The organism is Ruegeria sp. CH10, from assembly GCF_056537125.1.
Genome location: NZ_JBQFQY010000004.1, coordinates 141,407 through 168,077 on the forward strand (window position 1 = coordinate 141,407; position 26,671 = coordinate 168,077).

Consider the following 26,671-nt stretch of genomic DNA (forward strand, 5'->3'; position numbering starts at 1 on the left):
TTTACCAATGGCAACGATCCGGCCAATGAGATGCCTTAACTGACGGCATAGAGTGAATATCAGATGTGCAAGCCTATCATGGAACTTCCGAAATTTCTGAGGAGATAGGGGACACTATTTTGGAAACTATAATGGAATGTCATGGGATCGAACCCAAGGGGCGTGGCGGGTCGGTCTATCGGGCGGATGTGGCTGATCTGGAACTGACAGCACCGGTGGCGAAGGAACCCAAAGCCGCGAAGACGACATCACTCATGGCGGGCGTTTCTATGATCGCTATTGCGTCTGTTCATGGGCTCATGTTCTCAGCGAACGCTACGGAAACCGCCTTCGAAGCCATGGCCGTGAAGGCCAGTGGCGCTGCCATGGTGCCGGACGACTCGGGGGCGTCCAAACGTTCAGCCGATGATGAACAACGGCAAATCTACCAATATGCCAACCAGATGGGACGCGGGCGCGGCACAACCACGGGAGGGCTGCAGGAGCTTAATAGCTGGAATGGGGCAATGGGTATCAGCACAGAACGCGGTCTGCTTACACGGTTGGATGCAGAAGGTGCGGATGCCAAGTCCGGCGTCCAGTCCCGTGTCTTCACGGTCAACTTCGAGAATTCCGAAACGCTGGACAAGACAGAGGATGCCGACTTGTTGGCGGCATACGACGTCCTTGCCCATGGAGCAAAGCCAACCGTTGAGAACGGCGTCTTTGGCGTAGCTTGGAAACCGTTCGTTCTACCTGCGCTCAGCGCAACAAGTGTCACCGGGCTGATTTGGCTTGGGTTGATTGGTGCCGCAGCTACTTATGCTCTTTGGTTCCGGGGTGTAGCGCGTCTGGAGCCCAGTGCAGTCTCGATGCTTGGGATGATGAGTCCTGTAACAGCTGTCGTGCTCGGCTGGGTATACTTGGGACAAACGCTTAGCCTCACCCAGTCTATCGGAGCAGCCATAGTTATCGGCTCTGTTGTGGTCGGCCAGAGCGTGAATCGAAGGGACAATTCGGGTTTGAAAAAATGGAGATCAGCAACAGCTGGATCTGTCTGATGGGTGTTGAGTCACAAACAATGGGCCCAATCACGCAAGTGGGCGAGGAATGGCTCAGCGCCTCGCTCAAGCCCGTTCGACTGATCCCTAGAATAGTCGAAGTCCTAGGTTTCTCCACGCATGAATAAGGGGAAGGGTTCTGGCGCCGCCGCGTCGCGGTGGTTGGATCCTCCCATAAACGCGCTACGTCAAATTTTTTTTGTTTGTCTGGGTTTACGCGACAAACTGGATGAAACCGATTTGGGACCAGAGATGGTGGCTGGAATGCTGGGAATACAACCGGAACGGTTTCTGAAAGCGCTTCAAAAACAAGGCACAACGCTACCGCGCGAAATCAAACGGCTGCGTATCGATGTCGCCAAGGAGCACCTCAAACAAAACCAGATGACAATTGCAGAGATCGGACTGATGCTCGGCTATTCTGACAAGTCCCATTTCACTCGCTTTTTCCGAGGTCAGACCGGAATGACACCGACCAAGTTCCGAAGCAAGTAAATGTGGTCGAGCCAAATGAACGCTTCGAAGATTAGGTCCTCGTGGGATCAGTTCGGAGAAGTTGTAGTGCGACGTTGAACAGGTTAGTCGACGACATGAATGGTTGGTTGCCACCGCCGATACAACCTCTGCAACTGGCCGTTTCGTTGTGTATTTCGGAGTTAGCAAAGCTTGGTTGCGAAGGTCCGCTTCGGGCTGACTGCGGTCCTTCGGAGAAAAAGTGCGGATGTCTGCAAAGTCCCGCAGAACCGACCTTCTGACGACTTGGTTGAACGTCTGCATCGAGCCCACTTCAACCGATGCTGCGCGTTGCTCGAACGTCGACTTTGAGCTGAAGAATTCTCGGTGCGTTGTCAGGCTCATAAAATATGATCAGAAACTGGTTCTGATGGTTGTCGCCCGTTCGAGTACCAGTATTAGCTGTCATTTCGATAGCGTTGTAGTGTCTGCGGATAGTTCGGCGGAAAACTCCAGACAGCTTCGCCCGGGGCACGAACAAGCCCGCGCGCGTGAGGATCTCGGTCTGTAAGCAGAGAAATGAACAGGTCACTGCTGGCCCATGGCGAAGATCGGAAATACCAATGCCCGTTTCCTGTATCGGCCGCTTCGGCCTCGGTCACGTCGATGATATGTAGAGTTTTCATCTCAGACAGTCGACGCTGGAACAGAGACCCATTTATTGCTTCATCGGAAACCTGACCCAGACGGTCGCGACCGAAGACCAACCGTGACATCGCCAGCGCTGAATCGGTCTGCGATTGATAGAGTGTCACATCTGTAACGGCATCCAGAAGACCGTCTTCAATTGATTGTAAAAAGTAGCTTCGATCAAGATCGCTGCTGATCAGGATCAGCCGTCCCAGCCGTGGCTTTGGCTCAGGCCGCAAAGCAATCTGATAGGCGGCTTCAAATGCGAGCCTCGACCCAGCGCTGTATCCTATAAGGTGAATGCGCCGGGCGTTGGTGTTTGCCGACAGGTATTCGACAAGAGACCGCAAATTGCGGCGCGTCGCCAATGCAGATTCCTGATCCCGAAAATACGCCAGGCGATTGGGTGTAGCGGGCCAGTTGTAGCTGATGAAGGCGCCCTGATAGCCCAGAAAGTGCTGCAACTCTTTGGAAACAAGGGTCGAGTAATCAAAATCGACATTGTAGCCATGGACATAGATGAAAATGTCTTTGTTGCGAGAGGCTGCAAGGTGATCGTCAATCCGTTGGGCAAACCGAAGTCCAGCTGCCTTCATCTCCTGTTGCGAAGGTGGATCGTTCATGTAGCGCGTGACGCTGAATGGCATGACACCAATCTCTTGTACGTCAGACAAGCTGAGCGTGTAGTCCTTAGCGCGGTCGCGCGTCATAGTAACGTGGCGAAGTTTTTCCAACGTCGCCAATGGGGGGTTGCTTTGCACTTCGGCAATGCCGGTACGCAGAATGTGACCGCGCTCATTGTTGTAATAGGCTTGTGGGTCGCCGGGAACCGCGGGCAGCCGATCTGTGGCGTAGAATAGCTGCGAACGCTGCACGAAGTTGTCTGCCGTGATGTCCTTGTAAGGGTCAAAAGCAGCCTCGGCATAGACCGTTGGTGAAGGCATCAGTTCAATTTCGTCATAGATATTTGGCCCGCAGGCAGCCAGGATACAGAACGAACACACGGTTGCCGTAGGCAAAGCTCTGGTAATCAGTCGCCTCGTCGTTCCTTTCCTCAATTGCCTTTGTCCGACTGTTCGCATCCAACTGCAATTGTCTGTCCCAAGCATGTCGGCACCGCTGCTCGCGCCTTGGTGCAATTTCGACACTTCAGACCTGTTTGTGTTCGGCATGGCCGCCTTTCGCATAATGCCCTTGCTCAGAAGCTGTATGTCACACCCAACACGGGTCCGGATTGTGAGAGCTTGAACTTGCTATCACCTTCACCTTTGTCGACCATGATGTAGCGATAACCTGCGCGCAAATTCCACTTTGGAGTGATGGCATACCCCACTGTAGCTACAAATTGCGCCGTTTCGCGATTTGAGCGAAATCCGCCGTAGTCAGCCAAGGCAATTGCTGACCAGCGGTCATTGATCTGATACCGGATACGGGCTGCAATTAGGGGATCTACCCAATCGTCACTTGTTCTTGCACTTGGTGCCGGGCTGGGGCCACCGACCAGAGTGATTGTGCTGCTGGTATCAAACCAACGAAACCCACCCCCGAGATCGACGTCCAGAGCTTGGTCCTGATAGACCGTGTACGCCGCATACCCGCTGAAGAACTGTGTCTTCAGGCTGGTTTCTGCGCCGCTGAACACCGGGCCAGGGGTGTCGCCTTTAAATGTCAGATCTGTGCGCATGTAGTCTGCGATCAGTGACCATCGACCGTGTCGCGCCTCAACCGTGCCCATAAAGGCGAGGTCTAGATTATCAAGTGCGTCGCTGAAGCTCAGTTCCGACTCTAAGGGGCCAATGGTTGTCTCGGTATCTGCGCCATAGATGTAGAAGCTGCCGTAAAAGCTCCAGCCAGAGTCCTGAGCCACTGCTGGAGATCCGTAGAGCAGCGTAGTCGGCGCAACTAGAAAGCTACACACGATACTCCTTACTTGTGTGAAGTCCACGATCTGCTCCCCTTTTTTGATCCCAAGATTGAAGCGCGGCAAAAACGTGAGCCGCGTCGTATTCCTGTTACGTTTCACAATCGCATTCGACCGGGTCGAGTATCGGAACAGATGCCTCAACGCCATTCATTTCACGGGTGCGAAACTCTGAGGGTGTCTGACCCGTCCATTTCTTGAAGGCCCGTGTCATGGCCGTCGCGTCAGAATACCCCAACTGAGCCGCGATATCGCCCATTGAGATTTCAGACTTTGAAAGCAGGCGCTTCGCCCGGTCACATTTAGCTTCGATAACGATGCGAGACAGTGATGTCCCATAGGCAGCAAGCCGTCGATTTAGAGCCGCGCCTCTAAAGCCGCATGCCTTGGCGAGCGTCGTAACCGACAAGTCCGTGCGCCCGACCATTGAATTGGCAACGCTTTGGATCGAACTCAACAGGTCTGTAGGTACTGGGTTTTTTTCGTCCTGAGTGGTCGACACGTACTCGGTCGAGGTTCGGTTAACCAGTTCAAATAAAAGCCAGGCACTTGGGAAGCGGATGGAATACCCGTCTGAGCCCGCACCTACCGCCCGGATGCCGTAGAAGTAAGACGGGAGCAGATCAGGACGGTTCACACGCACAAGAACCTTATTTGCTTCCCAACGCTGACCTGCGGTTTCATGTAGCAACGTAGCCCATCGGCTGATCTGAAATGCATCCATATAGGCGGGCGAACAGCATGGCGTGAACCTGCGTTTGGCGGACAGCACGGCGAATTCTCCAGAGACATCGAGTGTCATGGTGACCGCATTTGTGTTGTTTCCCGCATGAACGCAGAACCTGGCAATGAAATCGGCCAGCGACTTTGCTACGCGAAAGGCCTGTCCGAATGGGGATGCAACGGTCGGATCTGAAGTTTGACCAACAAGTGCTGGAAAGTCTGGGGATGTCCTTTGTGCGACGGCTTCAAACACGGCATAAACAGTGTCGTGCGGAATGAAACAACTCGGAGCGCTCAACTCCGAGAAGGATAGATCGAATTCCGCAAGGAGGTTTTCTACAGATTGACCGGATTCTTGAAACGCAAGCAAAAGCGGCATGATAACCCGCCCGCGTGTAAGCGGCGGTGTTCTGTGTTGAGCATGTGCGTCCTGCCCTGTCATCGTAACTCCCTAAGGCACCGCAATTGAAAGGCCGGGCACGTCAAGCATAGACCAGCGCGGCTCAGTGTCCCTGACCTGCGTCAAAGCTGAAGTCACTTTTTGAGATAAAAAAGTCAGGTGCCCGCTGCTAGAGGCTCAATCGAATGGAACCACACTACCCGCAGAGAGTGCGCTCTAACAAACTGACATCACTACATGAATAAAATAATAGGTCCGCCGCCGGGTCAATATGCAAAAAGAGTTTCTAGTTGTTGGCCGAAGCGCTATCGCTACCTGTCATTTTTGACCAGTTTTCGGAGGCGGTCGCTCCAATCTGTCAGGGCATACATTCGAACTTTGTGGTTTGTTGGAGAGAGATGGCCAAGGCTCCAATTGTAGCATTTCAAAAAACAACACAATGAGAGGCGCGAGAGTGCGCTTTTGATCAGGTGCCGGGACCATCAAGCAATGCATTTCTGCAATTGGCTAGTGGAGTTGGCAAACTATGAATCTCACGCACAAACGCTGGAAACTTGCTGCTTTAGCTGTCCTGATTGGAAGCACAGCGACCGCTCAGAGCTTTGATACCACGGTCGATGCACTTGCCGAGACATACGAAGTGCCCATTACCATAAACAACTTTGTTCGGGCTGCTACAGACAACGAACTGAAGGCGTACAATGGCCTGGCCGGAGGCGTCAATCAGTTCTTTCACTTCAAAGAACCCACCCCCATAGACAATCAGCCCACCATTCGGATGAACCGCGACACGCTCTACAGCGTTGCGGTAATTGATATCAGCAAAGGCGCAACCTTGACTCTGCCCGATGTGGGCGACCGATACATGACGACGATGGTGGTCAATCAGGATCATTTCATCAATGAAGTGTTCGACGGTGGCGGTGTGTTCCAGCTTGACATGGACACATTCCATACCCCTTACGTACTTGTTTTCATGAGAATACTGGTGGATGCCGAGAGCCCTGAGGATGTTGCGGCGGTCAATGCAATTCAGGACGGTTTCACCATTGATGCCGCCTCCGCGACGCCCTTCGAGATGCCCAATTACGACGCGGATAGCTTTGAGGCCCTGCGCCAAGCCGCAGTTGAGCTGGGCAGGTTCGCCACAGACAGCGTCCGGACTTTTGGTACGGCAGATCATGTAGACCCATTACGCCATTTCCTTGGCACAGCAGTCGGTTTTGGTGGACTGCCCGAAGACGAGGCCTTTTACCTCAATATCGAGCCCGGTCTGCCGCTTGGAGAATACAAAATCCAGGTTCCAGCGGATGTGCCAGTGAACGCGTTCTGGTCCGTGAGCCTCTATAATGCAGACGGTTTTTTTGAACTCAATTCCCTCGACTCGTATGTGGTCAATTCGGTCTCAGGCATCAAGAATGACGATGGCAGTGTGACCGTACACTTCGGCGGTTGCAACGACGGACGCGTGAACTGTCTCCCGATCATGGATGGCTGGAACTATGCCGTGCGCCTATATCAGCCGGGCCCAGAGGTCATCGACGGAAGCTGGGTCTTCCCCTCTATAGAACCCGCAAACTGAACAACAGGATGCTTATGATGAAAAAGCTTCTTCTGACAGTCGCGCTTACACTCCCGACAGGCGTTTGGGCCGAAGACATGGTCGATGTGACCGTCGACACCCTTGTGCGCGCCGAGACAGATCACATGTTTCGGACCAACATGGCCAATCTCGGCCTCGCTGTTGGCGAGTTGGGGCATATGCGCGAAGCCACCACACCGGACAACCAGCCGGTTATCCGCATGAATCAGGACACACTCTACTCAGGCATTCTGCTGGATTTGAACGAACCCGTCGAAGTGACATTGCCCGAAGCGGATGGCCGCTATATCTCGATGCATGTCATCAATCAGGACCACTTCATGTATGCCGAGGCAGAGCCCGGCACGTATCAAATCACACAGGAAGACCTTGGTACGCGCTTTGGTTTCATCGCGTTTCGCACATTCGTCGATGTGACTGACCCGGATGATATTGCCGCCGCACAAGCGGCACAGGATGGAATTGTCGTCAGCGGCGGTGGAACGGGCCCGTTTGATGCGCCCAACTGGAACACCGAACAACTAGCCACCGCGCGTCAGGCGATAAACGACTTATCCTTGCTGGGCACCGATTCAGCCCGTGCCTTTGGCAGAACAAAGGACGAGATTGATCCGGTTCAGTTTCTGGTCGGTGCGTTCTCGGGTTGGGGCGGTCTTCCGCCTGAGGCCGCGATCTATCTGTTGGACGCGGTCGATCAGAATGACGGAGAAACACCACATGCGGTAACGGTCAAGGATGTGCCGGTTCGGGCGTTCTGGTCGGTGACTGTCTATAACAGTGACGGCTTTCTGGAAGCCAATGATCTGGGCGTAAACAGCTACAATGGGTACACAGCCGAAGCAGCAGAGGACGGTTCAGTAACGCTTCATTTCGGTGGGTGCGACGATGGCCGCGTAAACTGTCTGCCGATTACTCCTGGCTGGAACTACGCGATCCGCCTCTATGAACCTGAGGATGCAATCCTGAACGGCAATTGGGCCTTTCCGAAGTTAGAGCCGATCAACTAGGCCACTCGCCCAACCCGCATCTTAAAAGGAGTACACGGCGATGCGTCGATCCCATACTCTTAGGGGGCTGCTTTTTGCAGCCAGTGCCGGAACCACGACCGTTGCAGACGAGGCATCCGATCTGGCCCAGGAACTGGCCAACCCACTTGCGGCAATCGTCTCGGTTCCGTTTCAATTGAACTATGATGAAAATCTGGGCGTCTCTGATCAGGGCTCGCGCACCACGCTGAACTTTCAACCAGTGGTGCCTTTTCAACTGAACGATGACCTTAACCTGATCACCCGAACCATCATTCCTTACATCTGGCAGGAAGACGTTGTGCCTGGCACGCGCCAGGAGGGGTTCGGAGATATCCTTTTCTCTGCGTGGTTCTCGCCAATCGGAACCGGGGACGTAACGTGGGGCGTTGGTCCCGTTGTGCGCTTTCCAACGTTTAGCAACGTATCGAGTGATACATGGGCCGCTGGGATCACCGGGATTGCCCTGCGGCAGACGGGGCCGTGGACCTATGGTGCACTGGCCAATCATCTGTGGGACTTGGAAAGCAACCCCGACACCCCCACGAATGTGAGTTTTATCCAGCCCTTTCTTGCTTATTCCACCGAAGGTGCGTGGACCTATTCGCTGCAAAGCGAAAGCACCTATGACTGGGAAACTGAAGCCTGGGCTGTGCCTATAAACGCTTCGGTCTCCAAGCTGGTCCAATGGGGGGCGCTGCCGGTCAATCTGCAAGCGGGGGCGGGCTACTGGCTGGAAGCGCCCGAGGTGGGTGCCGAGGGCGTTCGCTTGCGATTGCAGGCTCAGGTCGTCTTGCCCAAAGGGCGCTGACGTTTGGCTGAAGCAGTGTTCATGATACGTCGAAAATAGGGAGGTCTTGATGGCTGATCAGATGCAACGCAATGCGCAAGCGCATGTCGAGCTTGACCCAGACCATGAGGATCTGATTGTCAGAAGCTGCAATCGGCTCATTCGGCAGGCCGTTCGGGTGATGTCTTTGTTCATGGTCGTTGTGATCGGATTTGCCGTCATCGACGCCGGTTACTCGTTCTATATCAAGCTTGTAAGTCCGCCGGTCTTGATTCTTGACGTCAGTGATCTGTTGGAGGTTTTTGCGGCCGCGCTTGTCGTGCTGATCGCCATCGAGATTTACACGAATGTCACGCTCTACCTGACTGCCGATGTCATACATGTGAAGCTGGTAGTTGCAACTGCCCTGATGGCCGTTGCCAGAAAGGTCATCACACTCGACACGACGGACCTGGAGCCGCTTTATTTCGTTGGGTATTCTGGACTCGGTCTGGCGTTTGGTGTCACGTATTGGTTGTTGTGGCGTGGCAAGTAGGCATTTCACAGGACGCCTTTATCGATGCTGGCATAAGCGAGATCGCCGACATTGGTGCTTTTGAAGCCGCAATCACCTCCTTATTCAGCCAAAGAAGAAACGCTCGAAAATCTTAAAAATCTAGAAGCTGACCTTGGCACTTGCTCGGCGAAAGATCGCTTTGTCCGCAAAGTTGACGCTCAAGCAAGTTGCAGCGGACGACCGCAGTGAGCCCTGAGTCACGGATGCTGCAGAGCGGGCAAATGTCCGCTCTGCAATTCCTGTGAAGAATTTGGCAAGCTAATAGAGATTCGTTGTCTGCTTAACGCCGAGAGCAAACGGCGCACCGTTTGGATCACACAGGATGGGGCTATCGGCTTGAACGGTTTCATTATCATTCACAGAAGCCAGACGTGCCCCTTTGGTTTCGGCAGCACGGGAGGCATCGGAGACTGAAGCAACCTTGATGCAAGGAACCCAAGATGCGTTTGAGGCAGTTGACCAAGTCGCGGCATGCTGGATTGCAACAAGTTGGCCCTGAGGCTCGAGGAGGGTGACGCAATCCTTGCCCCGCTGGGGAGAAACCTGCCATCCGAAGAGTTCGATGTAGAACGCTTGCGGAAAGTCATTCCCGTTGCTGACATACACTTCAGGGCCGAACTGCCTTTGCGGTACGGGGAAAGTGTGCCGAGACAAAGAAATCCCCACTAGAGCACCGAGCGGATCGCGGACGAGCGCATTGCGACCGACACCCGGCACCTCGAATGGCTCCCGAACGATCTTACCTCCGAGTGTACCGACGCGGTTGATCGCTATGTCCACATCGGGAACTTCGATGTAAGAGATCCAGCCATTTTCCTGCTCCAGGGGCGTCTCAATCAATCCCGCACCCGCTTCGTCACCGGAAAGGGCAAGGACGAAATCCTGCTCGCCGCCACCCCATGCAAAATCCGATGCCCGCTCGACTTCATACGTCCAGTTGGCGACGTGCTGGTAGAATGCCATCGAACACGCCCTGTCCGATGTGAAAAGGTCATGCCATACGAATTGACCTGCTTTCGACTGTGTCATCGTCTTACTTCCTGACATCTTTGAGCTTTTTGACACCGCGGACCATCTTCCCGAACGCCTTGTCGCGCGACCTTCGTTCCGCAAGACTCGCGGAATTGAAGGCGTCTTCGGCCATGAGCTTGCGCCATCTGCTAAGACGACCGCCATCAAGAGCACCCTCATCGATAGCCTTCAGAACAGCGCATCCCGGCTCGGATTCGTGCTGGCAGTCCCTGAATCGACACCGCACGGCCAACTCCTGAATGTCGGCAAAGAGATCATCAATGCCGTCAGCTGCATCGGTGAGCTGCAATTCCCGCATACCCGGGGTGTCCAGTATCAGACATCCATTGGGCATTGCATGGAGCTCGCGCCGCGTTGTCGTATGCCGCCCCTTGGCGTCGTCCTCGCGAATAGATTGGGTCTCGATGGATTGGCTCTGGAGCAATGCATTGGCTAACGTCGATTTCCCAACGCCAGATGAGCCGAGAAACGCCACCGTCTTGCCGGGCCTGCACCAAGAAGTCAGTTTTGTCCGGGGCGCGTCTCCGCGGGCGTCAAGTGCGACCACATCGATCATGTCCGACACCGTGCGGGCCGTGTCGATGTAGCTTTGCGAGTCCGTCAGGAGGTCGGTCTTTGTGACGACGATGACAGGCGTGATCCCTGCCTCAAAAGTGAGAGCTGCATAGCGTTCCAGCCGGGCCACTTTGAAATCCTGATTGCAGGACGTGACGATAAAGGCGGTATCAATGTTCGCCGCGATCAGTTGTTCCTGCCGGTCGGTTCCGGGCGCACGCCGTTTGATGAGGCTCGTGCGCTCTAGAACCCGACTGGATCGCGGGCGCAAAGGATCCAGCATCAGCCAGTCCCCTACAGTTACATCGGCTCTGGGAGGAAGTATCGTATCGATGCCGTCACCGAGGGCGTGCAGGCCATTGCGATGCACTTCGACAATTCGAACGGGCGGTGTCACCGACAAATCTTCTACGCTGATCTGCTGGGCGAAAAACGGTTGCCATCCCAATGCCTGAAGAGGGTTGAAGTCGGAGTGTCTTCCGGCGTTGCGTGCGCGAAGCGGAAGGAAGTCTGAGTAATCCCTTATCATAGGGTGTCACTTTCATGTCTCTGGCCCAAGTCTGATCTGGGCGCTGTTGGTGAGAAAAAAGTTTGCACATCAAGACTCACCGTCGGCCATAATGTGACGGTGTTTCTTCAGATGTTGAATGTGCTCCGGGAGGCGCGCTGCCTCCCTTCCTTACCGGGACATGAAATCTCCATTTCAGATTATTTGCACATAGGATGAACGCGTGCACAACACAACAGTTGACGGCTGATTTGGAGCTCTTCTTCAGTTACCGTAGCAGCAATTCAACAGGAAAAAGACTATGTCAGCTTTGTCCGCTGAGCAGTCATTTCACGAATAACTACTTCGAGCCTATACCCCCCAAGAAGCCGCGCTATGGCGAAGGTCTGTTTTTGCGCTTGGTCGGCAGCATCATGCTTCCGCGTGCTTATGGTCGGTCATTTCCCGGCGCTCAGCCAAGGCTTGGCGCACAATTTGGAAGGCAGACGACAGAAAGAGCCCGGCCATGACGGTTGCCACGACAAGATCAGGCCAACCTGTTGACGTGCCCCAGACACCAAGTGCTGCAAACATCACTGCCACGTTCCCAATCGCGTCATTGCGCGAACACAGCCAAACCGACCGAACATTGGCATCACCATCTTTGTAGCGGACCAAAAGCAAGACGCTTGCTAGATTGGTAAGCAACGCGAGAAAGCCGACGCCCCCCATTATCTCTGCAGTTGGAACGCCCACAAAGAAGACGCGATAGACAGTCGATCCGAACACCCAAAGGCCCATCATCAGAAGGCTGATGCCTTTGAACAGTGCTGCATTCGTTCTTGCGCGGAGAGAGGCCCCGATAACAGCAAGCGAAATGCCGTAGGTGAGCGCATCGCCTGCGAAGTCGAGTGCGTCTGCCTGCAGCGCTTGGGATTTGGCCAAATGACCCGCTGTCATCTCGACAAAGAACATCGTCGCGTTGAGCGCGATCACGATCCAAAGCCGTCTTTTGTAGTCATCTGAAACACCGTCAAACTTGGCGTCATGTCCGCAGCAACCAGCCATGGGAATCCTCTTTCATCTTTGGTTGTTCATGATGTAATGTCTCTAGCGACTAGAGGTTCAAGAGGTTTCTTCATGTTTTCCATTGGCGAGCTTTCTAAGCGCACAAAGGTCAAAGTTCCGACCATCCGGTATTACGAGGAAATGGGACTACTGCCCGAGGCAGAGCGCACGTCAGGCAACCAAAGACGATACGACCAAGCTGGGTTAGAGCGGCTGAGCTTCATCCGCCATGCGCGTGATCTTGGGTTTTCAATTGAAGCAATTTCTTCGCTGATCGAATTGCAGGAGCACCCCGACCGGTCGTGCGAGGCTGCGACGGATATCGCAACATCTCAACTTGAAGAGGTCCGCACCAAGATCAAACGCCTCCGAACACTTGAAAAGGAACTCAACCGGATATCGAAGGGCTGCAATGGTAAAGGCGTTTCCGAAGACTGCTACGTATTAGCATCGTTGGCCGACCACGGCTTGTGCGACAGAGACCACTAGAACACCGAGGGAAGCGGACATTTGACCGCTAAAAGTTAACGGCAGCTAAGTCCGCAATGCGGTCATTGGCACTAAGCGCAGCGAATGTCTGCTTTCGCGTGTTGCCGATAACGCGCTCGCACCGCAACGAAAGTCCGGTTTCTGTCAAACTCTGACGTGTATCGAACGGCCCATATGCTGCCCTGATCGTAAGCTGTCATTCTGCTTCTGGCAATCTTCCGTCAGATTTCTGAAACGTTATTTCAGGAAACATCTGAGCAAGCCTTGTCTGGTCAAGGCGAAGTCCTAGAAGTCGCCTCTGGACACGAATAGGATGCATTCTGGCTGCCACAAGACTTTGAGGTTCAATGCTCCCATTGATATAGCGTCAGGGAACATCTTCATTGGGCAGAAAGTGCCTGCCCAATGATGCCTTCAATGTGGAAATGCTTCTAGAGGAGTGTAACCAAGGTCACGCATTCAGAAGCCCGTGTAACAGCGGTATAGAGCCAATTCCTCGCATATTTGTCGAAGATGTGACTTTCGTCCTCTATAATCACGTGGCCCCACTGGCTGCCTTGGGCTTTATGAACCGTCAACGCGTAGCCATATTTAAACTGCTGAGAATTTTTTCGTTCCTTGTCCGCCAATCTCCCTTCGTCGTCAGTAAAATACTCCGGATGCACCCGTACGCGGTAGTTTTCATGGTCCGGGAAGTCGCACGATTTCAGTTCCAACGACAAAGTCCCCGAAAACCGGGAATTCTTCGGTTCTGAGACGACAGTGAACATGCCTCCATTGACGATACCAAGGCCATGGTCATTGTGCTGACACACAAGGCGGTCGCCAATCTCAGGCAGGTCGCTGGTGCGTCCCAAGGCCCTGCGGATTTCTTCGTTGTAGTGGGAACGAGTGACGTTCCTACCGGCAAGGAGCTGGTCCGCATCCAATATCTCATCGATCTCAAGACTCCCGTCCGGCACCACACGGCTGTTCCCATATTCTCACGATAGTAATCTTTGTATGCTTCGATATAGGCACGATGGAACTGTTTCGTGGCATCCATGGGGGTCAGAAAACGATATTCCGGCCATTTATTCGGCATCAGCTCAGCTTCGCGTGCGCGATACCTCGTAGGGATCAGGTTCAGAACGCGGTTGAGTTTGGTCAGCCGGATGTCGTGTGCAGGTTTGATCATTTAACACATCTCCTTCGGGCCGGGACCGACCTTGCGGTCGAAATCCCGGTCTTGTCTTTGTGCTTGAGTTGGGTGGGAGGTGGCTAGCGCCAGATCAGACGAGGTAGGTTTCTTCTGAACCTGCGTTCCAGCGTCCATCAGTCCAGTGACCCAGCTTCATGGCGGTGTCGCGCAACTTGCGAAATCGGCGACGAGCCTGCTCGATCATCCGATAGCTCTGCCGGTAATCCGGTGCCTCATAGTAACCTAAACGCAGACCTTCGATTTCGCGCATGAGATCACTGGCACGCTTATCGAGAAAGCGAGCCTGATCTTCACGAGAAAGCTGGCGCAGTGCGGTAAGCGGGGGCAAAGGCGGAATCTGCGGCGGAAACAACGGGGTTTCGGTAACCGATCCTGTTCCGTCGATGTTGGTGGGCGTTATATGAGTTAACTCCTGGTGTTCAAGCATCTGGAGCAATTCATTGGTCATACCCAGAAGGCAGCTGACAAGCTCCGGAGCATCCTTGTCGCCATTAAGCTCATCGGCCATCGTCTTCAGCAAGAAAAACACTGTGCCCTTGTCGATGAAATCGTGATTTTCTCCAGAGATATCCTTCTTGAGGTCGATGTTGGGAGCAGTCAGTTTGCCAACATATTTTGTTCCGCCAAGGCGGTTGGGTGAGGCGTCCATATAGGATTCCTTTCGCAGTGAAATTTTTGCGGGCGATCTATTTATTGCCCGACTTACTTATAGCGCTGCGGCTGTCGACTTACGTCTTTTTGCGAAATTTTTTTACCTTGAACTTTGTGACATGCCGAAGTGAACATCCGGTGGCGGGTGATCTGTCTTACAAAACGGTTCTCTGCCGCGTTCTAAGAATACGCTTCTACTTGAATTGATAATAATGAGGTAATGATCGCTACTGTTCACCTCTTCAACTCAGTCGGCCCGACCTTCCGTGCCGATTTGTTAATCGTGACGGCCAACATCGCGTGGACATATCTACTCCGCGCTCGGTTAAAAAAGGAGAGCTTCGACTACCGGCAACCGCTGGATCGAACTTGTTCTCTAAGAGTGTGCAGAAAACAGGACAGCTATCGTTGATGATGATCAGTAGCCGCGTAGTCAAGGCAGTGTGGACGGGCACTTCAGCCAAAGGATCATCTTAGTTACGCAGCCTTGTTTTAGTTGGGCGCAGAAGTCGGAGCGGGAAGCACGCTAGGGAGCGGCAGCCTGAACTTGTAGTTAGTCCCTGGGTTATCGAAATCACTATCGAAAATGGTGGGGCGCGGCACCATCCAAAATTTTCTTTCGAAATATATTAATAGCTTATGATTTTTCTCCGATCTACAACGCGCATCCGACGTTGTGCTTGCTATAGACTTCTTGATCACACGAAAAAGGAGCCTCCCGGCAATGCGCACGCAGATCAGGAATTCGGCACCCGAGTCCAAAACTTCGATGGCTGAACACCACCCTGACATTTGGGTTATGGATACAACCCTCCGGGTGGTCACGTAATGAGTAGTGACGAAGCGCTCCTTACAATCGAGGAATTCGCGGCCGCCTTACATCGCACGATCACCCCCAGAACGGTTCGGACCATGATCCACCAGGGCGAGATCAATGCGGTTCGCCTCGGCAAGCGATACTACATGACCCGCGAGGAATTGAAGAGGTTCACAACGACATGCCACGTAAACGCAAACCGGCCCGGCTCTTCCAACGCAAAGACGATGGCGCATGGGTCATCCTCGACGGAGGACAGCAGATCCGGACAGGCTTTGGTGATGGATTTCATGAGGCAGCGGAAGAAGTCCTGAGCAATTACATCGCCAGCAAAAAGCGGCAAGATGATCGCGTCCGCGACCCGAACGAGATCACCGTCGGCGAAATCTTGGTGCATTACGGCGAGGCCAAGGTAAAGGTGGTCCGCGACAGGGAACGTCTGCTCTACACGATACAGGCACTGTCGCCCTACTGGAGCGACCTCAAGGTGTCCCAGATCGACATCGACAGGTGTCGCGGCTACACGGCTTGGAGACGGTGCGCCGCATGGACCGTCCGGCGCGAGATGAACACCCTGAACGCCGCCGTCAAATACGCCTTGGCGTCGCGCAGGATCAGCCATGCACCGATTGTTACCCTGCCTGAGAAGGGAGTCGCCAATGACCGCTGGCTGACCGAGGAGGAGGTCCAGCGCTTGCTGGAGGCCTCTGCTTCTCACGTCCAGCGATTCATCAAGATAGCGCTATACACCGGGCGTCGGAAGACCGCGATCACACGGCTGAAGTGGATGCCCTCCCTTGATAGCGGCTGGGTCGAGCTCGACAGTGGGGTGATCCATTTCCTTGGCAAGGCCGAGGCCGAGACCAAGAAGCGCAAGGGAATGATCAAGATGCCTGGCACGCTCCACGCAGAGATGAAGACCTGGACGCAGGAGGGGAGCCACGTGGTGTCGTTCAAGGGCGTGCCGATAGATCGGATCGACAAGGCATTCCGTGCTGCCGTCCAGCGAGCCGGTCTTAAGGACGTGACACCGCACACCCTGAAGCACACAGCGGTTACCTGGGCGTTCATGCGCGGCATGACGCTGGAGGACGCCACGGCCTATTTTGCGACCTCGCGCGAGACCCTGGAAAACGTCTATAGGTCGTACAGCCCAGATGCGCTGAAGAACGCAACGGAGATTATGGACTGGAAGATCTGAAAAAAAACTGCGGTAATTGGTGGATGCCGGTTGCGAACGAACTGAGCACATCTAGCGAATGAAACGTTGCGGATATCGTTGCGGCCGATCCGCAGAAAACAACAAAGGCGCCCTTGGGCGCCTTGTTTTATTGGTCGGAGTGAGAGGATTCGAACCTCCGACCCCTGCCTCCCGAAGACAGTGCTCTACCAGGCTGAGCTACACTCCGACCGTGGCGGGTGATCTATACCCGGGGATTGGGATGTGCAAGGGGGATTCTCGGGGCAGCGGCAGGATTTCCTGATCAGGATAGAGGGCCCGTTTGATAGAGGCGGATTTTGGTGCCTCCGTGGTCTACCACGGGGCCGGGTGCCAGAAAGGGCAGGCGGGTTGCCCGGGCCAGCGATTGATTGCTGGTGACGATGCCGACGCGCCAGCCGCTGAACCTGTTCGCAAGGGTTTTGCCCAGACTGCCATACAAAGACCGCAGGCGCTTTTCGTCGCCAATTCTGGCACCATACGGTGGGTTGGCGATAATCAGACCCGCCGGACCAGCAGGTGGTTTGATGTCACTGACCGATTTGCATTGGAACCGTGTGATCGTATCGACCCCGGCGCGCTCTGCGTTGGCGCAGGACGCGTCTATCGCTCCGGCGTTGCGGTCCGAGCCGTAAAATACCAGGTCTGTTTCGCGCGCGTTCTGGCCTTGGCGCATCTCAGCCCATGCTTGCGCATCGAACCCGTTCAACGCTTCGAACGCAAAGCTGCGGGATCGTCCGGGGTTGAGGCCCAAGGCGATTTCGGCGGCTTCGATGACAAAGGTGCCCGACCCGCACATCGGGTCCAGAACGGGTTCTGACCCGTCATAGCCGCATTGGCGCAGGAACATCGCAGCCATCGTGTCGCGCATCGGAGCCTTGGCGACAGCCGGTTTGTGACCGCGCTTGTGCAGCAACTCCCCCGATGTATCGACCGAAAAGGTGCAAAAGTCCTTTTCGATGCGCAAGAGAACTCTGAGCTCTGCGTCAGAGGATACTGACGCCCCGAGTGTCTCGGAAATCGCGTTTTCGACACGCTGTTTTGCCGCACCCGCATGGTAGATACGGGATTTGCGGCTGGTGGCCTCGACCTTTACCGGGACATCGGGGCGCAGAACGTCGGACCAAGGGAATTTCCGCGCGCGTTTGTCGAGCTGGGCAAGATGCACCGCAGGAAATCCGCCGAGGCGCACCAGAACTTTGTTGGCCCCGCGCAGGCACAGATTTGCGCGCCAGACCTCGGGCCATGTGCCGCGGCAACTGACGCCGCCCGGCACGATTTTCGCCCCGGCGAATCCCTTCTCAACTGCCTCGGCATGCAGGGGGGGCTCAAGCCCCGGGGTGGCCACCAGAAAAATCTCAAGTTCGCGCTTTTGTTCCATTCGCTGTGCTTACACCGGAACCAAACTGTGCGCGACACGCAATTTACGCAGCAAAAATGTGAGTTTTCAAAGGAAAGTGAGATTCGCTGCGTATTTTGGGCGGTAACAGGTTTGCTTTTGGTATCATCCCCGCGTAAAGGGGCCCCAATCAGAATTACGCCTGCGGATTTTGGACGCCTTTGCGCGCTTTTGCGACGACGTGACAAGATTTCCGCGTTATTGTCCGGCCCCATGGCGGTGTCGGCAGGGCTGGCGCAGATAAAGAGGCTTGGAAGACAGTAGCGATATGCAAACTTTCAAACTGAAAAAGGGGATGGAGCTGCCGGTCGCCGGGGCCCCGGACCAGACAATTCACCCGGGACCGGAATTTACCTCAGTTGGGGTTTTGGGGGGCGATTACCTGGGCCTGAAACCGCGTATGCTGGTTCAGGAAGGCGATATGGTTCAACGCGGTACTCCGCTGTTTTGCCACAAGGATGTGCCTGATGCGATGATGGTCGCGCCGTTGACCGGTAAGGTCGTCGCGATCAATCGTGGTGCCCGCCGTGTGCTGCAAAGCGTCGTGATCGAGGTTTCGGATGCAAATGACACGGGCGTCGATTTCTCGGGCGTGGGCGATGCCGACAGTGCCGAAGGTGTAACGCAGAAACTGTGCGCTGCGGGTCTGTGGACCAGCTTTCGCACACGTCCCTACTCCAAAATGCCCGAGCCGGGGACGAAGCCGGCTGCGATTTTCGTGACGGCCATGGACAGTGAGCCATTGGCGGCGGATGCACGGGTGATCATCGAAGACGCCGGGGACGCTTTTGCTACCGGTCTGGCGGCCATCGCCAAGCTGACCGATGGCAAGACCTATCTGTGCCACAAAGACGGGGATACGATCCCCGGCGTGGATGTGGCGAACGTCGAAGCTGCTGCGTTTTCGGGGCCGCATCCGGCGGGTCTTGCCGGCACACATATCCATTTCCTTGAACCCCTGGCGGGTGAAAAGCAGGTTTGGACCATTGGCTACCTGGATGTGATCGCCATCGGCAGATTGGTGCAAACCGGCCATTTGGACCCGAACGTGGTTGTGGCCATTTCCGGGCCGGGCGCGCGACAGCCGCGCCTGATCCGCACCGTCATGGGCGCGTCGACCGAAGATCTGACCCGCGATGAGGTTGATGTTGAGGGCACTGCACGCGTGATCTCGGGCTCGATCCTGTCGGGGACGCATGCGGATGGTCCGACGGCCTATCTGGGGCGTTTTGCGCGCCAGATCAGCATCATCCGAGAGGATCACGACCAGATTCCGATGGGCTGGATTCGTCCGATGCCTTCGAAATTCGCTGTGCAGCCGGTGCTGGGTTCAGCCTTTGCAAAGAAACTATATGCGCTAACGTCCAACCTGAATGGTGGACGCCGTGCGATGGTTCCGACAGGTACGTTCGAAGAGCTGATGCCGCAGGATTATCTGCCCACGCAACTGTTGCGCGCGTTGCTGGTCATGGACACCGACACGGCGCAGGCGCTGGGTGCGCTGGAGCTGGACGAAGAGGATCTGGGTCTTGTCGGCTTTGCCTGTCCGGCGAAATATGAATACGGGCTGGCGCTGCGCGACTGCCTGACCAAGATTGAAAAGGAGGGCTGATCCAAATGGGTTTGCGCAGCTTCTTCGATCGGATCGAGCCGAACTTTACCAAGGGCGGCAAGTACGAAAAGTATTTCCCCATCTACGAGATGGTGGAGAGCTTTATCTACACTCCGAAAACCGTAACCACCGTGGCGCCTCATGCGCGGTCTTACGTGGATATGAAGCGGATCATGACCTATGTCGTGATCGCCACGATCCCCTGTATCCTTTGGGGGATGTACAATACCGGCTATCAGGCCAACACGGCCATTGCCGCGCTGGGGCCGGATTCGGCCACAGGCTGGCGGATCGCCATCCTGCAGATGTTCGGAATTTCGCTGAACCCCGACAGTGTGTTTGCCAACATGATGCACGGGCTGATGTATTTCCTGCCGATCTACATCACAACGCTGGTTGCTGGCGGTATTTTCGAGGTCATCTTCGCCACCGTGCGCGGACATGAAGTGAACGAAGGCTTCCTTGTATCTTCAATGCTTTACACGTTGATTTTGCCCGCCAGCACACCGCTTTGGCAGGTCGCGCTGGGGATCATCTTTGGCGTCGTGATCGGCAAAGAGGTATTTGGCGGAACGGGCAAGAACTTCCTCAACCCCGCGCTTGTGGGGCGGGCATTCCTGTATTTCGCCTATCCTGCGAACATGTCCGGCGACACGGTCTGGACCCCGGTTGACGGGTTCTCGGGCGCTACGGCGCTGTCGGTTTCGGCATCAGACGGGTATCAGGCGCTGGCCGCTGACGGCATCACATGGATGAGTTCCTTCCTGGGGCAAATTCAGGGCAGCTTTGGTGAGACATCGACACTGGCCTGTATGATCGGTCTGGCCTTCCTGCTCACCACGCGGATCGCCAATTACCGTCTGATCGTGGGCTGTCTGGCCGGTACAATCGGCTTTACCCTGCTGCTGAATCTGATCGGGTCGGACACCAATCCTATGTTTGCGATGCCTTGGTATTGGCACGTGGTCATCGGCGGTTATGCCTTCGGTCTGGCTTTTATGGTCACCGAGCCTGTTTCGGCCAGCCACACCAATATGGGCCGCTATATCTATGGTGCGCTGATCGGTGTCATGGTTGTGATGATCCGCGTGATCAACCCGGCTTTCCCCGAAGGCATGATGCTGGCAATCCTGTTCGGGAATGTTTTCGCTCCGCTGATCGACTATTTCGTTGTGCAAGCCAACATCAAACGGAGGGCGCGTCGCCATGTCTGATACGCAATCCCAAGAGCCCAAAGGCGCGATCGCCAAGTTTCTGGCGGCCTCGCCGGATTCGGTCGGCAAAACAATCTTTGTTGCCGTCGCCGTCTGTCTGGTCGCGTCCATGGTCGTGTCCGCGGCCGCTGTCAGCCTGCGCCCGGTGCAGGAAGCCAACGCGCTGAAGGACAAGCAAGTCAACGTTCTGCAGGTGGCAGGCGTCTATGAACCCGGCGTCGACGTGACCGAAGCCTTCGCCGCGTTCGAGCCGCATGTGCTGGAGCTGGCCACCGGCGACTTTGTTGATGATCAATTCGATCCGGCCACGTTCGATGATCTGGCGGCGGCCAGTGATCCGGACCTCAGCGTCGCGCTGGACAATGACCCGGCGGGGATTGGCCGTCAGTCTAAATACCGCGTGATCTATCTGTTGCGCGACGATGCTGGCGATTTGGACAAGGTGATCCTGCCGTTGCACGGCTATGGCCTGTGGTCCACGCTCTATGGCTTTATCGCACTGGAAAACAACGGCAACGATATCTACGGTCTGCAATTCTATCAGCATGGCGAAACTCCGGGCCTTGGGGCCGAGGTAGACAACCCCCGCTGGAAGGCGCTGTGGAACGGCAAACGTCTGCGCGATGACGCAGGCGATCTGCAGATCACCGTCGCCAAATCGCAGCCCGCCGCTGGCCCCGACTTTTATGTCGATGCGCTGGCTGGGGCCACGCTGACCTCGGTCGGTGTCGATAACCTGGTGAAATTCTGGATGGGGGATGCGGGTTACGCTCCGTTCCTGGCCAAACTGCAAGCAGGAGAATTCTGATGTCTCAGACCAAGAAAGAGATGCTGGTCGACCCGCTTGTCGACAATAACCCGATCACCCTGCAGGTGCTGGGCATCTGTTCGGCGCTGGCGGTTACTTCGTCACTGCAGGTGTCTTTCGTGATGGCGCTGGCGGTGACGTTCGTGACCTCGTTCTCGTCCTTCTTCATCTCGTGCCTTCGCAACCAGATTCCCGGTTCGATCCGGATCATCGTGCAGATGGTGATCATCGCTTCGCTGGTGATCCTGGTGGATCAGGTGCTGAAAGCCTATGCGTTTGAGATTTCGAAAACCCTGTCGGTTTTTGTGGGTCTGATCATCACCAACTGTATCGTGATGGGCCGGGCCGAGGCGTTTGCGATGAAGAACCCGCCCGTTGCGTCCTTTATCGACGGGATGGGCAACGGGATGGGCTATGGCCTGATCCTGCTGTTGGTTGGATTTATCCGCGAGCTGTTCGGGGCCGGATCGCTGTTTGGCGTCACCATCCTGCAGACCGTCAACAACGGTGGCTGGTACGTGCCCAACGGCATGCTGCTGCTGCCGCCGTCGGCGTTCTTCATCATCGGTCTGATCATCTGGGCCTTCCGCACATGGAAGCCGAACCAGGTGGAAGAACGTGAATACAAAATTCAGCAGGTAGAGGCCCACTGATGGAAGGTCTGATCTCACTGGCCGTAAAGGCCATCTTTGTCGAAAACCTTGCGCTCAGCTTCTTCCTTGGCATGTGTACCTTCATCGCCGTGTCCAAGAAGATTTCGACCGCGCTGGGTCTGGGCATCTCGGTCATGGTGGTGCAGGCCATCACCGTGCCGGCCAACAACCTGCTGCTGAACTACTTGCTGAAACCGGGTGCGCTGGCCTGGGCAGGCTTTCCGGATGTAGACCTGACCTTCCTTGGCCTGATCTCATATATCGGCGTGATCGCGGCGATGGTTCAGATCCTCGAGATGGTTTTGGATAAGTATTTCCCGCCGCTTTACAACGCGCTGGGGATTTTCCTGCCGCTGATCACGGTGAACTGTGCCATTCTGGGTGGTTCGCTGTTTATGGTCGAACGCGACTATAACTTTGCCGAGGCGGCGACATATGGCCTGTCCTCCGGCTTTGGCTGGGCGCTGGCAATCACCGCAATGGCGGGTGTGCGCGAAAAGCTGAAGTATTCGGACATTCCCGACGGCCTGCAGGGTCTGGGCATCACCTTCATCACCGCTGGTCTGATGGCGATGGCCTTCATGTCCTTCTCGGGCGTGAAACTGTAAGGAGGGCGACATGGAAACCTTTGGCTTAGGTGTAGCCCTTTTCACCGTTATCGTTCTGGGTCTGGTCGCCATCATCATGGCGGCACGGTCCAAGCTGGTCTCGACCGGAAATGTGAACATCACCATCAATGGTGAGAAAACCATCTCGGTTCCCGCCGGTGGCAAGCTGCTGCAAACGCTGGCAGCCGAGAAGCTCTTTGTGCCCTCGGCCTGTGGTGGCGGCGGCACCTGTGCGCAGTGCCGGGTGCGGGTGCATTCGGGCGGCGGGTCGATCCTGCCGACCGAAGAAAGCCATATCACCAAGCGTGAGGCAGGCTGCGGCGACCGTTTGTCCTGTCAGGTGGCGGTCAAGCAGGACATGGAAGTCGAAGTCCCCGAAGAGGTCTTTGGCGTCAAGAAATGGGAATGCACCGTTCGATCAAACGACAACGTGGCGACCTTTATCAAGGCGCTGACACTGGATCTGCCGGAAGGTGAGGATGTGAATTTCCGCGCCGGTGGCTATATCCAGATCGAGGCCCCCGCGCACCAGCTGAAATACACCGATTTCGACGTGCAGGAAGAGTATCGCGAAGATTGGGACAGGTTCAATCTTTGGCAATACGAATCCAAAGTGGCCGAACCGATTGAGCGTGCGTATTCGATGGCCAACTACCCGGATGAAAAAGGCATGATCATGCTGAACGTCCGTGTGGCCTCACCGCCTCCGGGGTCCGAGGGTATCCCTCCGGGTCAGATGTCGTCTTACATCTTCAACCTGAAGCCGGGCGACAAGGTGACGATCTCGGGTCCGTTTGGCGAGTTCTTCGCGCGCGAGACGCAAAAAGAGATGGTGTTCATCGGCGGTGGCGCGGGTATGGCGCCCATGCGCAGCCACATCTTCGATCAGCTCAAGCGCTTGGAAAACCGCGACCGCAAGATCAGCTTCTGGTACGGGGCTCGCTCCAAGAAAGAGATGTTCTTTGTCGAAGATTTCGACAGTCTGGCCGAAGAGTTCGACAATTTCGACTGGCATGTCGCCTTATCAGATGCCCAACCCGAGGATGACTGGAAAGGCCACACAGGCTTTATCCACAACGTTCTGTTCGAGGAATACCTCAAGAACCACCCCGCGCCCGAGGATTGCGAGTTCTACATGTGCGGACCGCCGATCATGAACCAGTCGGTCATCAACATGCTGCTGGATCTGGGCGTGGACCGCGAAGACATCATGCTCGACGATTTCGGCGGGTAAGAGAAAAAAAACCGGCGCATCCCGCGCCGGTTTTTTTACAGCCGCAGGTCGCTGGCCTCGGGTGGCAGGCAGGATTTGACGTCAAACAACACGCTTTGATCCTTGCCAAAAGCACGCACCTGCGCGGGATCGAGCGCCAGGAATTCCTGATGTGCAACCGCCAGAACGATACCGTCATAGGCCCGGGTTTCAGGCTGCGCGACCAATGAAATCCCATATTCCTCTTGCGCGGCTTCTGCGTCAGCATGGGGGTCGTGCACGTCGACAGAGACGCCATATTCCTGCAACTCGTCGATGATATCGACCACGCGGGTATTGCGCAGATCGGGGCAGTTTTCCTTGAATGTCAGCCCCATCACCAGCACGCGGGCAGCGGCAACATTGATCCCGTCGCGCATCATCCGTTTGACAAGTTGCGAAACGACATACCCCCCCATGCTGTCATTCAGCCGCCGCCCGGCCAGAATGATCTGCGGGTGATGGCCCACCGCCTCGGCCTTGTGGGTCAGGTAATAGGGGTCGACACCGATACAATGCCCGCCGACCAGACCGGGGCGGAAGGGCAGAAAATTCCATTTGGTCCCCGCCGCGCGCAGCACCGCTTCGGTATCGATATCCATCCGACCAAAGATCATCGCCAGCTCATTAACCAGCGCAATGTTCAGATCGCGCTGAGTGTTCTCGATGACCTTGGCGGCCTCGGCCACGCGGATGCTTTCGGCCTTATGGGTGCCTGCTGTGATGATCCGGGCATAAAGCGCATCGACCAGATCTGCCGCCTCGGGGGTCGAGCCCGAGGTGACCTTGCATATATCCGCAATCCGGTGCGTTTTGTCGCCGGGATTGATCCGCTCGGGGCTGTAGCCGGCGAAAAAGTCGCGGTTGAACACCAGACCCGAGGCGCGTTCCAGAACGGGCACGCAATCCTCTTCGGTCGCGCCGGGGTAAACGGTGGATTCATAGATCACCAGATCACCCGGTTTCAGCAACCCGCCCACCATTTCCGACGCGCGCAGCAAGGGCGACAGGTCCGGCTGTTTGCCCTTGGTGATCGGGGTGGGAACGGTCACGATATAGGTGTCGCACCCCTCCAACTCTGCCGGGTCCGTGGCAAAGGACAGGCCCTTGGCGGCGGTCAGGTCTTCGGGCTCAACCTCAAGCGTGGCGTCATGACCGGCGCGCAGGTCGGCGATCCGGTCCGCGTTGATGTCAAACCCCACAACCGGGCCGATCTTGCCAAAAGCAACCGCCAGCGGCAGGCCAACATAGCCCAGTCCGATCACGGCGATCTTGCGGGCGTTTGCGTCTGTTTCAAACATTGGCGTCACTTACCATGATAGTCACGGAACCACGCCACAAAGCGCGCGATTCCGTCCTTGAAATCCGTCTGAGGACGATAGCCCGTCAGGTTTTGCAACAGATCACTATTGGCCCATGTGGCCGGAACGTCTCCCATTTGCATGGGCATGTAATTGCGAATGGCTTTCTTTCCCAGCGCCTCTTCAATGGCTTCGACAAAATCCATCAGCCGCACTTTGTCACCATTGCCGATATTGACCACGCGCCACGGCGCGGCGGGCGAAAGGCTGTCTCCGGGCTCAATATCCTCGGCGCTGGCGGGCCGGACCGGGGGCACGTCAATCAGCAGACGGATGCCCCGCACAAGATCATCGACATAGGTAAAATCGCGGTGCATGTCGCCGTGATTGTAAATGTCGATCGGACGATCTTCGAGGATTGCGTCGACGAATTTGTACAGCGCCAGATCGGGGCGGCCCCAGGTTCCATATACGGTGAAAAACCGGAACATCGTGGTCGGCAGGTTCCACAGATGCGCATAAGAATGGCCCATCGCCTCGTTTGCCTTTTTGGTGGCGGCGTAGATGGTCAGCGGCGTGTCAGCCTTCTCCGTTTCGGTGAAGGGCATCACCTCATTTGCGCCATACACGGATGAGGTTGAGGCCATGAGCAGGTGGTCGACCTCATGCACGCGGGCGACCTCCATGACGTTGAAGGTGCCCACGATGTTCGAGTCGATATAGCTGCGAGGGTCTTCCAAGCTGTAACGCACCCCGGCTTGACCCGCGAGGTGCACAATCACATCCGGCTGGAAGGTGTCGGCGACCTGCATCAGGCGCTCATGATCTTCCAGCATCGCTTCGGTCGCGGAAAAGCCGGGTGATTGCAGCAGCATCTGGTGGCGACGTTGTTTGAGGGCGACGTCGTAATAATCCGTCATGCCGTCAAAGCCGTGTACGACAAATCCTTCGGACAATAACAATTTCGCCAGGTGAAACCCGATAAAACCCGCCGTACCCGTGACCAGAACCCGCTTCATTGAATCCTTGACCTCAACATCCTTTATTGACGCATCAGGGATACTGTTGCCGTGCCGAGGTCAAGGGAAATATCAGCGCGGCAGG

General features: G+C 55.7%; 26 protein-coding genes, 1 tRNA gene and 1 pseudogene. 16 read left to right on the forward strand and 12 right to left on the reverse strand.

Features of this window, described 5'->3' with window-relative positions; translation table 11 throughout:
- Positions 1–119: 119 nt before the first annotated feature.
- The gene (locus tag ACRZ94_RS13540; RefSeq protein WP_480797559.1) at positions 120–1,040 is read left to right on the forward strand and encodes a DMT family transporter; all 921 of its coding nucleotides are present in this window, start codon (positions 120–122) and stop codon (positions 1,038–1,040) included.
- Between the two features lie 120 nt (positions 1,041–1,160).
- A complete protein-coding gene (locus tag ACRZ94_RS13545; protein WP_480797560.1) occupies positions 1,161–1,535 on the forward strand; it encodes a helix-turn-helix transcriptional regulator in 375 nt (124 codons plus the stop codon).
- Between the two features lie 416 nt (positions 1,536–1,951).
- Here the strand turns inward: ACRZ94_RS13545 and ACRZ94_RS13550 are convergent, their stop codons facing one another.
- Genes ACRZ94_RS13550 through ACRZ94_RS13560 form a run of 3 tightly spaced genes read right to left on the reverse strand, consistent with a single transcriptional unit; the run spans position 1,952 to position 5,206 of the window.
- A complete protein-coding gene (locus tag ACRZ94_RS13550; RefSeq protein ID WP_480797561.1) occupies positions 1,952–3,355 on the reverse strand; it encodes an alpha/beta hydrolase in 1,404 nt (467 codons plus the stop codon).
- Positions 3,356–3,381: 26 nt separating this feature from the next.
- Positions 3,382–4,206, reverse strand: coding sequence for a porin family protein (locus ACRZ94_RS13555; protein ID WP_480785667.1), 825 nt, complete (start codon positions 4,204–4,206; stop codon positions 3,382–3,384).
- A complete protein-coding gene (locus tag ACRZ94_RS13560) occupies positions 4,196–5,206 on the reverse strand; it encodes an AraC family transcriptional regulator (RefSeq protein ID WP_480797562.1) in 1,011 nt (336 codons plus the stop codon). Before ACRZ94_RS13560 ends, ACRZ94_RS13555 begins: the two co-directional genes overlap by 11 nt.
- A gap of 547 nt (positions 5,207–5,753) precedes the next feature.
- Between ACRZ94_RS13560 and ACRZ94_RS13565 the strand changes: the two genes are divergently transcribed.
- Genes ACRZ94_RS13565 through ACRZ94_RS13580 form a run of 4 tightly spaced genes read left to right on the forward strand, consistent with a single transcriptional unit; the run spans position 5,754 to position 9,180 of the window.
- Complete coding sequence (locus ACRZ94_RS13565) at positions 5,754–6,809, forward strand: DUF1214 domain-containing protein (protein ID WP_480797563.1); 1,056 nt, start codon at positions 5,754–5,756, stop codon at positions 6,807–6,809.
- 17 nt (positions 6,810–6,826) lie between these two features.
- Entirely contained in the window at positions 6,827–7,837 is a 1,011-nt protein-coding gene (locus ACRZ94_RS13570; protein WP_480797564.1) for a DUF1254 domain-containing protein, read from the forward strand.
- A gap of 40 nt (positions 7,838–7,877) precedes the next feature.
- A complete protein-coding gene (locus tag ACRZ94_RS13575) occupies positions 7,878–8,666 on the forward strand; it encodes a transporter (protein WP_480797565.1) in 789 nt (262 codons plus the stop codon).
- A gap of 49 nt (positions 8,667–8,715) precedes the next feature.
- Positions 8,716–9,180 (forward strand): phosphate-starvation-inducible PsiE family protein, encoded by a 465-nt coding sequence (locus tag ACRZ94_RS13580; RefSeq protein WP_480797566.1) that lies wholly within the window; start codon positions 8,716–8,718, stop codon positions 9,178–9,180.
- Between the two features lie 279 nt (positions 9,181–9,459).
- Here the strand turns inward: ACRZ94_RS13580 and ACRZ94_RS13585 are convergent, their stop codons facing one another.
- The 3 genes from ACRZ94_RS13585 to ACRZ94_RS13595 all read right to left on the reverse strand — a co-directional run bounded on the left by ACRZ94_RS13585 (position 9,460) and on the right by ACRZ94_RS13595 (position 12,343).
- A complete protein-coding gene (locus tag ACRZ94_RS13585; RefSeq protein WP_170556607.1) occupies positions 9,460–10,248 on the reverse strand; it encodes a VOC family protein in 789 nt (262 codons plus the stop codon).
- Positions 10,235–11,317 (reverse strand): ribosome small subunit-dependent GTPase A, encoded by a 1,083-nt coding sequence (gene rsgA / locus ACRZ94_RS13590; RefSeq protein ID WP_171181864.1) that lies wholly within the window; start codon positions 11,315–11,317, stop codon positions 10,235–10,237. Before rsgA ends, ACRZ94_RS13585 begins: the two co-directional genes overlap by 14 nt.
- A 390-nt stretch (positions 11,318–11,707) precedes the next feature.
- Positions 11,708–12,343 (reverse strand): cation efflux transmembrane domain-containing protein, encoded by a 636-nt coding sequence (locus ACRZ94_RS13595; RefSeq protein ID WP_170459099.1) that lies wholly within the window; start codon positions 12,341–12,343, stop codon positions 11,708–11,710.
- A 72-nt stretch (positions 12,344–12,415) separates the two neighbouring features.
- On the opposite strand from ACRZ94_RS13595, the gene ACRZ94_RS13600 reads away from it, so the two are divergent.
- Positions 12,416–12,832, forward strand: coding sequence for a MerR family transcriptional regulator (locus ACRZ94_RS13600; RefSeq protein WP_170459097.1), 417 nt, complete (start codon positions 12,416–12,418; stop codon positions 12,830–12,832).
- A 431-nt stretch (positions 12,833–13,263) separates the two neighbouring features.
- On the opposite strand, the gene ACRZ94_RS13605 is transcribed toward ACRZ94_RS13600, so the two are convergent.
- Together ACRZ94_RS13605 and ACRZ94_RS13610 are read right to left on the reverse strand one after the other, a co-directional pair.
- Complete coding sequence (locus tag ACRZ94_RS13605; RefSeq protein ID WP_480654175.1) at positions 13,264–13,797, reverse strand: ATP-binding domain-containing protein; 534 nt, start codon at positions 13,795–13,797, stop codon at positions 13,264–13,266.
- A gap of 306 nt (positions 13,798–14,103) precedes the next feature.
- A complete protein-coding gene (locus ACRZ94_RS13610; protein ID WP_170614100.1) occupies positions 14,104–14,682 on the reverse strand; it encodes a hypothetical protein in 579 nt (192 codons plus the stop codon).
- A 222-nt stretch (positions 14,683–14,904) separates the two neighbouring features.
- Here ACRZ94_RS13610 and ACRZ94_RS13615 point away from each other — a divergent pair, with 222 nt between their 5' ends.
- The 3 genes and pseudogenes from ACRZ94_RS13615 to ACRZ94_RS13625 all read left to right on the forward strand — a co-directional run bounded on the left by ACRZ94_RS13615 (position 14,905) and on the right by ACRZ94_RS13625 (position 16,702).
- Positions 14,905–15,096, forward strand: a complete 192-nt coding sequence (locus ACRZ94_RS13615; RefSeq protein ID WP_480553203.1) for a DUF3644 domain-containing protein — start codon at positions 14,905–14,907, stop codon at positions 15,094–15,096.
- Between the two features lie 416 nt (positions 15,097–15,512).
- Positions 15,513–15,668 (forward strand): annotated as a pseudogene (locus ACRZ94_RS13620) (helix-turn-helix domain-containing protein); the annotation flags it as partial.
- 14 nt (positions 15,669–15,682) lie between these two features.
- Positions 15,683–16,702, forward strand: coding sequence for a tyrosine-type recombinase/integrase (locus ACRZ94_RS13625; RefSeq protein WP_170619325.1), 1,020 nt, complete (start codon positions 15,683–15,685; stop codon positions 16,700–16,702).
- Positions 16,703–16,833: 131 nt separating this feature from the next.
- Here ACRZ94_RS13625 and ACRZ94_RS13630 read toward each other — a convergent pair.
- Positions 16,834–16,910 (reverse strand) — tRNA-Pro (locus ACRZ94_RS13630).
- Positions 16,911–16,985: 75 nt separating this feature from the next.
- Positions 16,986–18,101, reverse strand: coding sequence for a THUMP domain-containing class I SAM-dependent RNA methyltransferase (locus tag ACRZ94_RS13635; protein ID WP_480654207.1), 1,116 nt, complete (start codon positions 18,099–18,101; stop codon positions 16,986–16,988).
- 286 nt (positions 18,102–18,387) lie between these two features.
- Between ACRZ94_RS13635 and ACRZ94_RS13640 the strand changes: the two genes are divergently transcribed.
- Genes ACRZ94_RS13640 through nqrF form a run of 6 tightly spaced genes read left to right on the forward strand, consistent with a single transcriptional unit; the run spans position 18,388 to position 24,248 of the window.
- A complete protein-coding gene (locus ACRZ94_RS13640) occupies positions 18,388–19,731 on the forward strand; it encodes a Na(+)-translocating NADH-quinone reductase subunit A (RefSeq protein WP_480654209.1) in 1,344 nt (447 codons plus the stop codon).
- A 5-nt stretch (positions 19,732–19,736) separates the two neighbouring features.
- Positions 19,737–20,945: an NADH:ubiquinone reductase (Na(+)-transporting) subunit B gene (locus ACRZ94_RS13645; protein ID WP_480654211.1), complete on the forward strand. Its 1,209-nt coding sequence runs from the start codon at positions 19,737–19,739 to the stop codon at positions 20,943–20,945.
- On the forward strand, positions 20,938–21,753 hold the full coding sequence (locus tag ACRZ94_RS13650; protein ID WP_480654213.1) for a Na(+)-translocating NADH-quinone reductase subunit C: 816 nt from the start codon (positions 20,938–20,940) through the stop codon (positions 21,751–21,753). The genes ACRZ94_RS13645 and ACRZ94_RS13650 overlap by 8 nt, the downstream gene beginning before the upstream one ends.
- Positions 21,753–22,406, forward strand: a complete 654-nt coding sequence (locus ACRZ94_RS13655; RefSeq protein WP_480576543.1) for an NADH:ubiquinone reductase (Na(+)-transporting) subunit D — start codon at positions 21,753–21,755, stop codon at positions 22,404–22,406. The genes ACRZ94_RS13650 and ACRZ94_RS13655 overlap by 1 nt, the downstream gene beginning before the upstream one ends.
- On the forward strand, positions 22,406–23,014 hold the full coding sequence (nqrE, locus tag ACRZ94_RS13660) for an NADH:ubiquinone reductase (Na(+)-transporting) subunit E (RefSeq protein ID WP_050603817.1): 609 nt from the start codon (positions 22,406–22,408) through the stop codon (positions 23,012–23,014). Before ACRZ94_RS13655 ends, nqrE begins: the two co-directional genes overlap by 1 nt.
- A 10-nt stretch (positions 23,015–23,024) precedes the next feature.
- Positions 23,025–24,248 carry an NADH:ubiquinone reductase (Na(+)-transporting) subunit F gene (gene nqrF / locus ACRZ94_RS13665; RefSeq protein WP_480654216.1) on the forward strand — a complete coding sequence of 408 codons (1,224 nt, stop codon included), beginning with the start codon at positions 23,025–23,027 and terminating at the stop codon, positions 24,246–24,248.
- A 35-nt stretch (positions 24,249–24,283) separates the two neighbouring features.
- On the opposite strand, the gene tviB is transcribed toward nqrF, so the two are convergent.
- Together tviB and ACRZ94_RS13675 are read right to left on the reverse strand one after the other, a co-directional pair.
- The gene (tviB, locus tag ACRZ94_RS13670; RefSeq protein ID WP_480654218.1) at positions 24,284–25,567 is read right to left on the reverse strand and encodes a Vi polysaccharide biosynthesis UDP-N-acetylglucosamine C-6 dehydrogenase TviB; all 1,284 of its coding nucleotides are present in this window, start codon (positions 25,565–25,567) and stop codon (positions 24,284–24,286) included.
- A gap of 5 nt (positions 25,568–25,572) precedes the next feature.
- Positions 25,573–26,586 (reverse strand): NAD-dependent epimerase/dehydratase family protein, encoded by a 1,014-nt coding sequence (locus ACRZ94_RS13675; RefSeq protein WP_480654220.1) that lies wholly within the window; start codon positions 26,584–26,586, stop codon positions 25,573–25,575.
- Positions 26,587–26,671 lie beyond the last annotated feature (85 nt).

Excerpts from the sequence above, each read along its gene's own strand:
- ACRZ94_RS13575 (WP_480797565.1), top strand. The coding sequence starts at position 7,878 with ATGCGTCGATCCCATACTCTTAGGGGGCTGCTTTTTGCAGCCAGTGCC.
- nqrE (WP_050603817.1), top strand. The coding sequence starts at position 22,406 with ATGGAAGGTCTGATCTCACTGGCCGTAAAGGCCATCTTTGTCGAAAAC.
- ACRZ94_RS13550 (WP_480797561.1), bottom strand. The coding sequence starts at position 3,355 with ATGCCGAACACAAACAGGTCTGAAGTGTCGAAATTGCACCAAGGCGCG.
- ACRZ94_RS13565 (WP_480797563.1), top strand. The coding sequence starts at position 5,754 with ATGAATCTCACGCACAAACGCTGGAAACTTGCTGCTTTAGCTGTCCTG.
- ACRZ94_RS13600 (WP_170459097.1), top strand. The coding sequence starts at position 12,416 with ATGTTTTCCATTGGCGAGCTTTCTAAGCGCACAAAGGTCAAAGTTCCG.
- ACRZ94_RS13640 (WP_480654209.1), top strand. The coding sequence starts at position 18,388 with ATGCAAACTTTCAAACTGAAAAAGGGGATGGAGCTGCCGGTCGCCGGG.
- ACRZ94_RS13585 (WP_170556607.1), bottom strand. The coding sequence starts at position 10,248 with ATGTCAGGAAGTAAGACGATGACACAGTCGAAAGCAGGTCAATTCGTA.
- ACRZ94_RS13560 (WP_480797562.1), bottom strand. The coding sequence starts at position 5,206 with ATGCCGCTTTTGCTTGCGTTTCAAGAATCCGGTCAATCTGTAGAAAAC.
- ACRZ94_RS13645 (WP_480654211.1), top strand. The coding sequence starts at position 19,737 with ATGGGTTTGCGCAGCTTCTTCGATCGGATCGAGCCGAACTTTACCAAG.
- ACRZ94_RS13635 (WP_480654207.1), bottom strand. The coding sequence starts at position 18,101 with ATGGAACAAAAGCGCGAACTTGAGATTTTTCTGGTGGCCACCCCGGGG.
- tviB (WP_480654218.1), bottom strand. The coding sequence starts at position 25,567 with ATGTTTGAAACAGACGCAAACGCCCGCAAGATCGCCGTGATCGGACTG.
- ACRZ94_RS13580 (WP_480797566.1), top strand. The coding sequence starts at position 8,716 with ATGGCTGATCAGATGCAACGCAATGCGCAAGCGCATGTCGAGCTTGAC.
- ACRZ94_RS13655 (WP_480576543.1), top strand. The coding sequence starts at position 21,753 with ATGTCTCAGACCAAGAAAGAGATGCTGGTCGACCCGCTTGTCGACAAT.
- ACRZ94_RS13570 (WP_480797564.1), top strand. The coding sequence starts at position 6,827 with ATGAAAAAGCTTCTTCTGACAGTCGCGCTTACACTCCCGACAGGCGTT.
- ACRZ94_RS13545 (WP_480797560.1), top strand. The coding sequence starts at position 1,161 with ATGAATAAGGGGAAGGGTTCTGGCGCCGCCGCGTCGCGGTGGTTGGAT.
- ACRZ94_RS13610 (WP_170614100.1), bottom strand. The coding sequence starts at position 14,682 with ATGGACGCCTCACCCAACCGCCTTGGCGGAACAAAATATGTTGGCAAA.
- nqrF (WP_480654216.1), top strand. The coding sequence starts at position 23,025 with ATGGAAACCTTTGGCTTAGGTGTAGCCCTTTTCACCGTTATCGTTCTG.
- ACRZ94_RS13675 (WP_480654220.1), bottom strand. The coding sequence starts at position 26,586 with ATGAAGCGGGTTCTGGTCACGGGTACGGCGGGTTTTATCGGGTTTCAC.
- ACRZ94_RS13650 (WP_480654213.1), top strand. The coding sequence starts at position 20,938 with ATGTCTGATACGCAATCCCAAGAGCCCAAAGGCGCGATCGCCAAGTTT.
- ACRZ94_RS13625 (WP_170619325.1), top strand. The coding sequence starts at position 15,683 with ATGCCACGTAAACGCAAACCGGCCCGGCTCTTCCAACGCAAAGACGAT.
- ACRZ94_RS13615 (WP_480553203.1), top strand. The coding sequence starts at position 14,905 with ATGATCGCTACTGTTCACCTCTTCAACTCAGTCGGCCCGACCTTCCGT.
- ACRZ94_RS13595 (WP_170459099.1), bottom strand. The coding sequence starts at position 12,343 with ATGGCTGGTTGCTGCGGACATGACGCCAAGTTTGACGGTGTTTCAGAT.
- rsgA (WP_171181864.1), bottom strand. The coding sequence starts at position 11,317 with ATGATAAGGGATTACTCAGACTTCCTTCCGCTTCGCGCACGCAACGCC.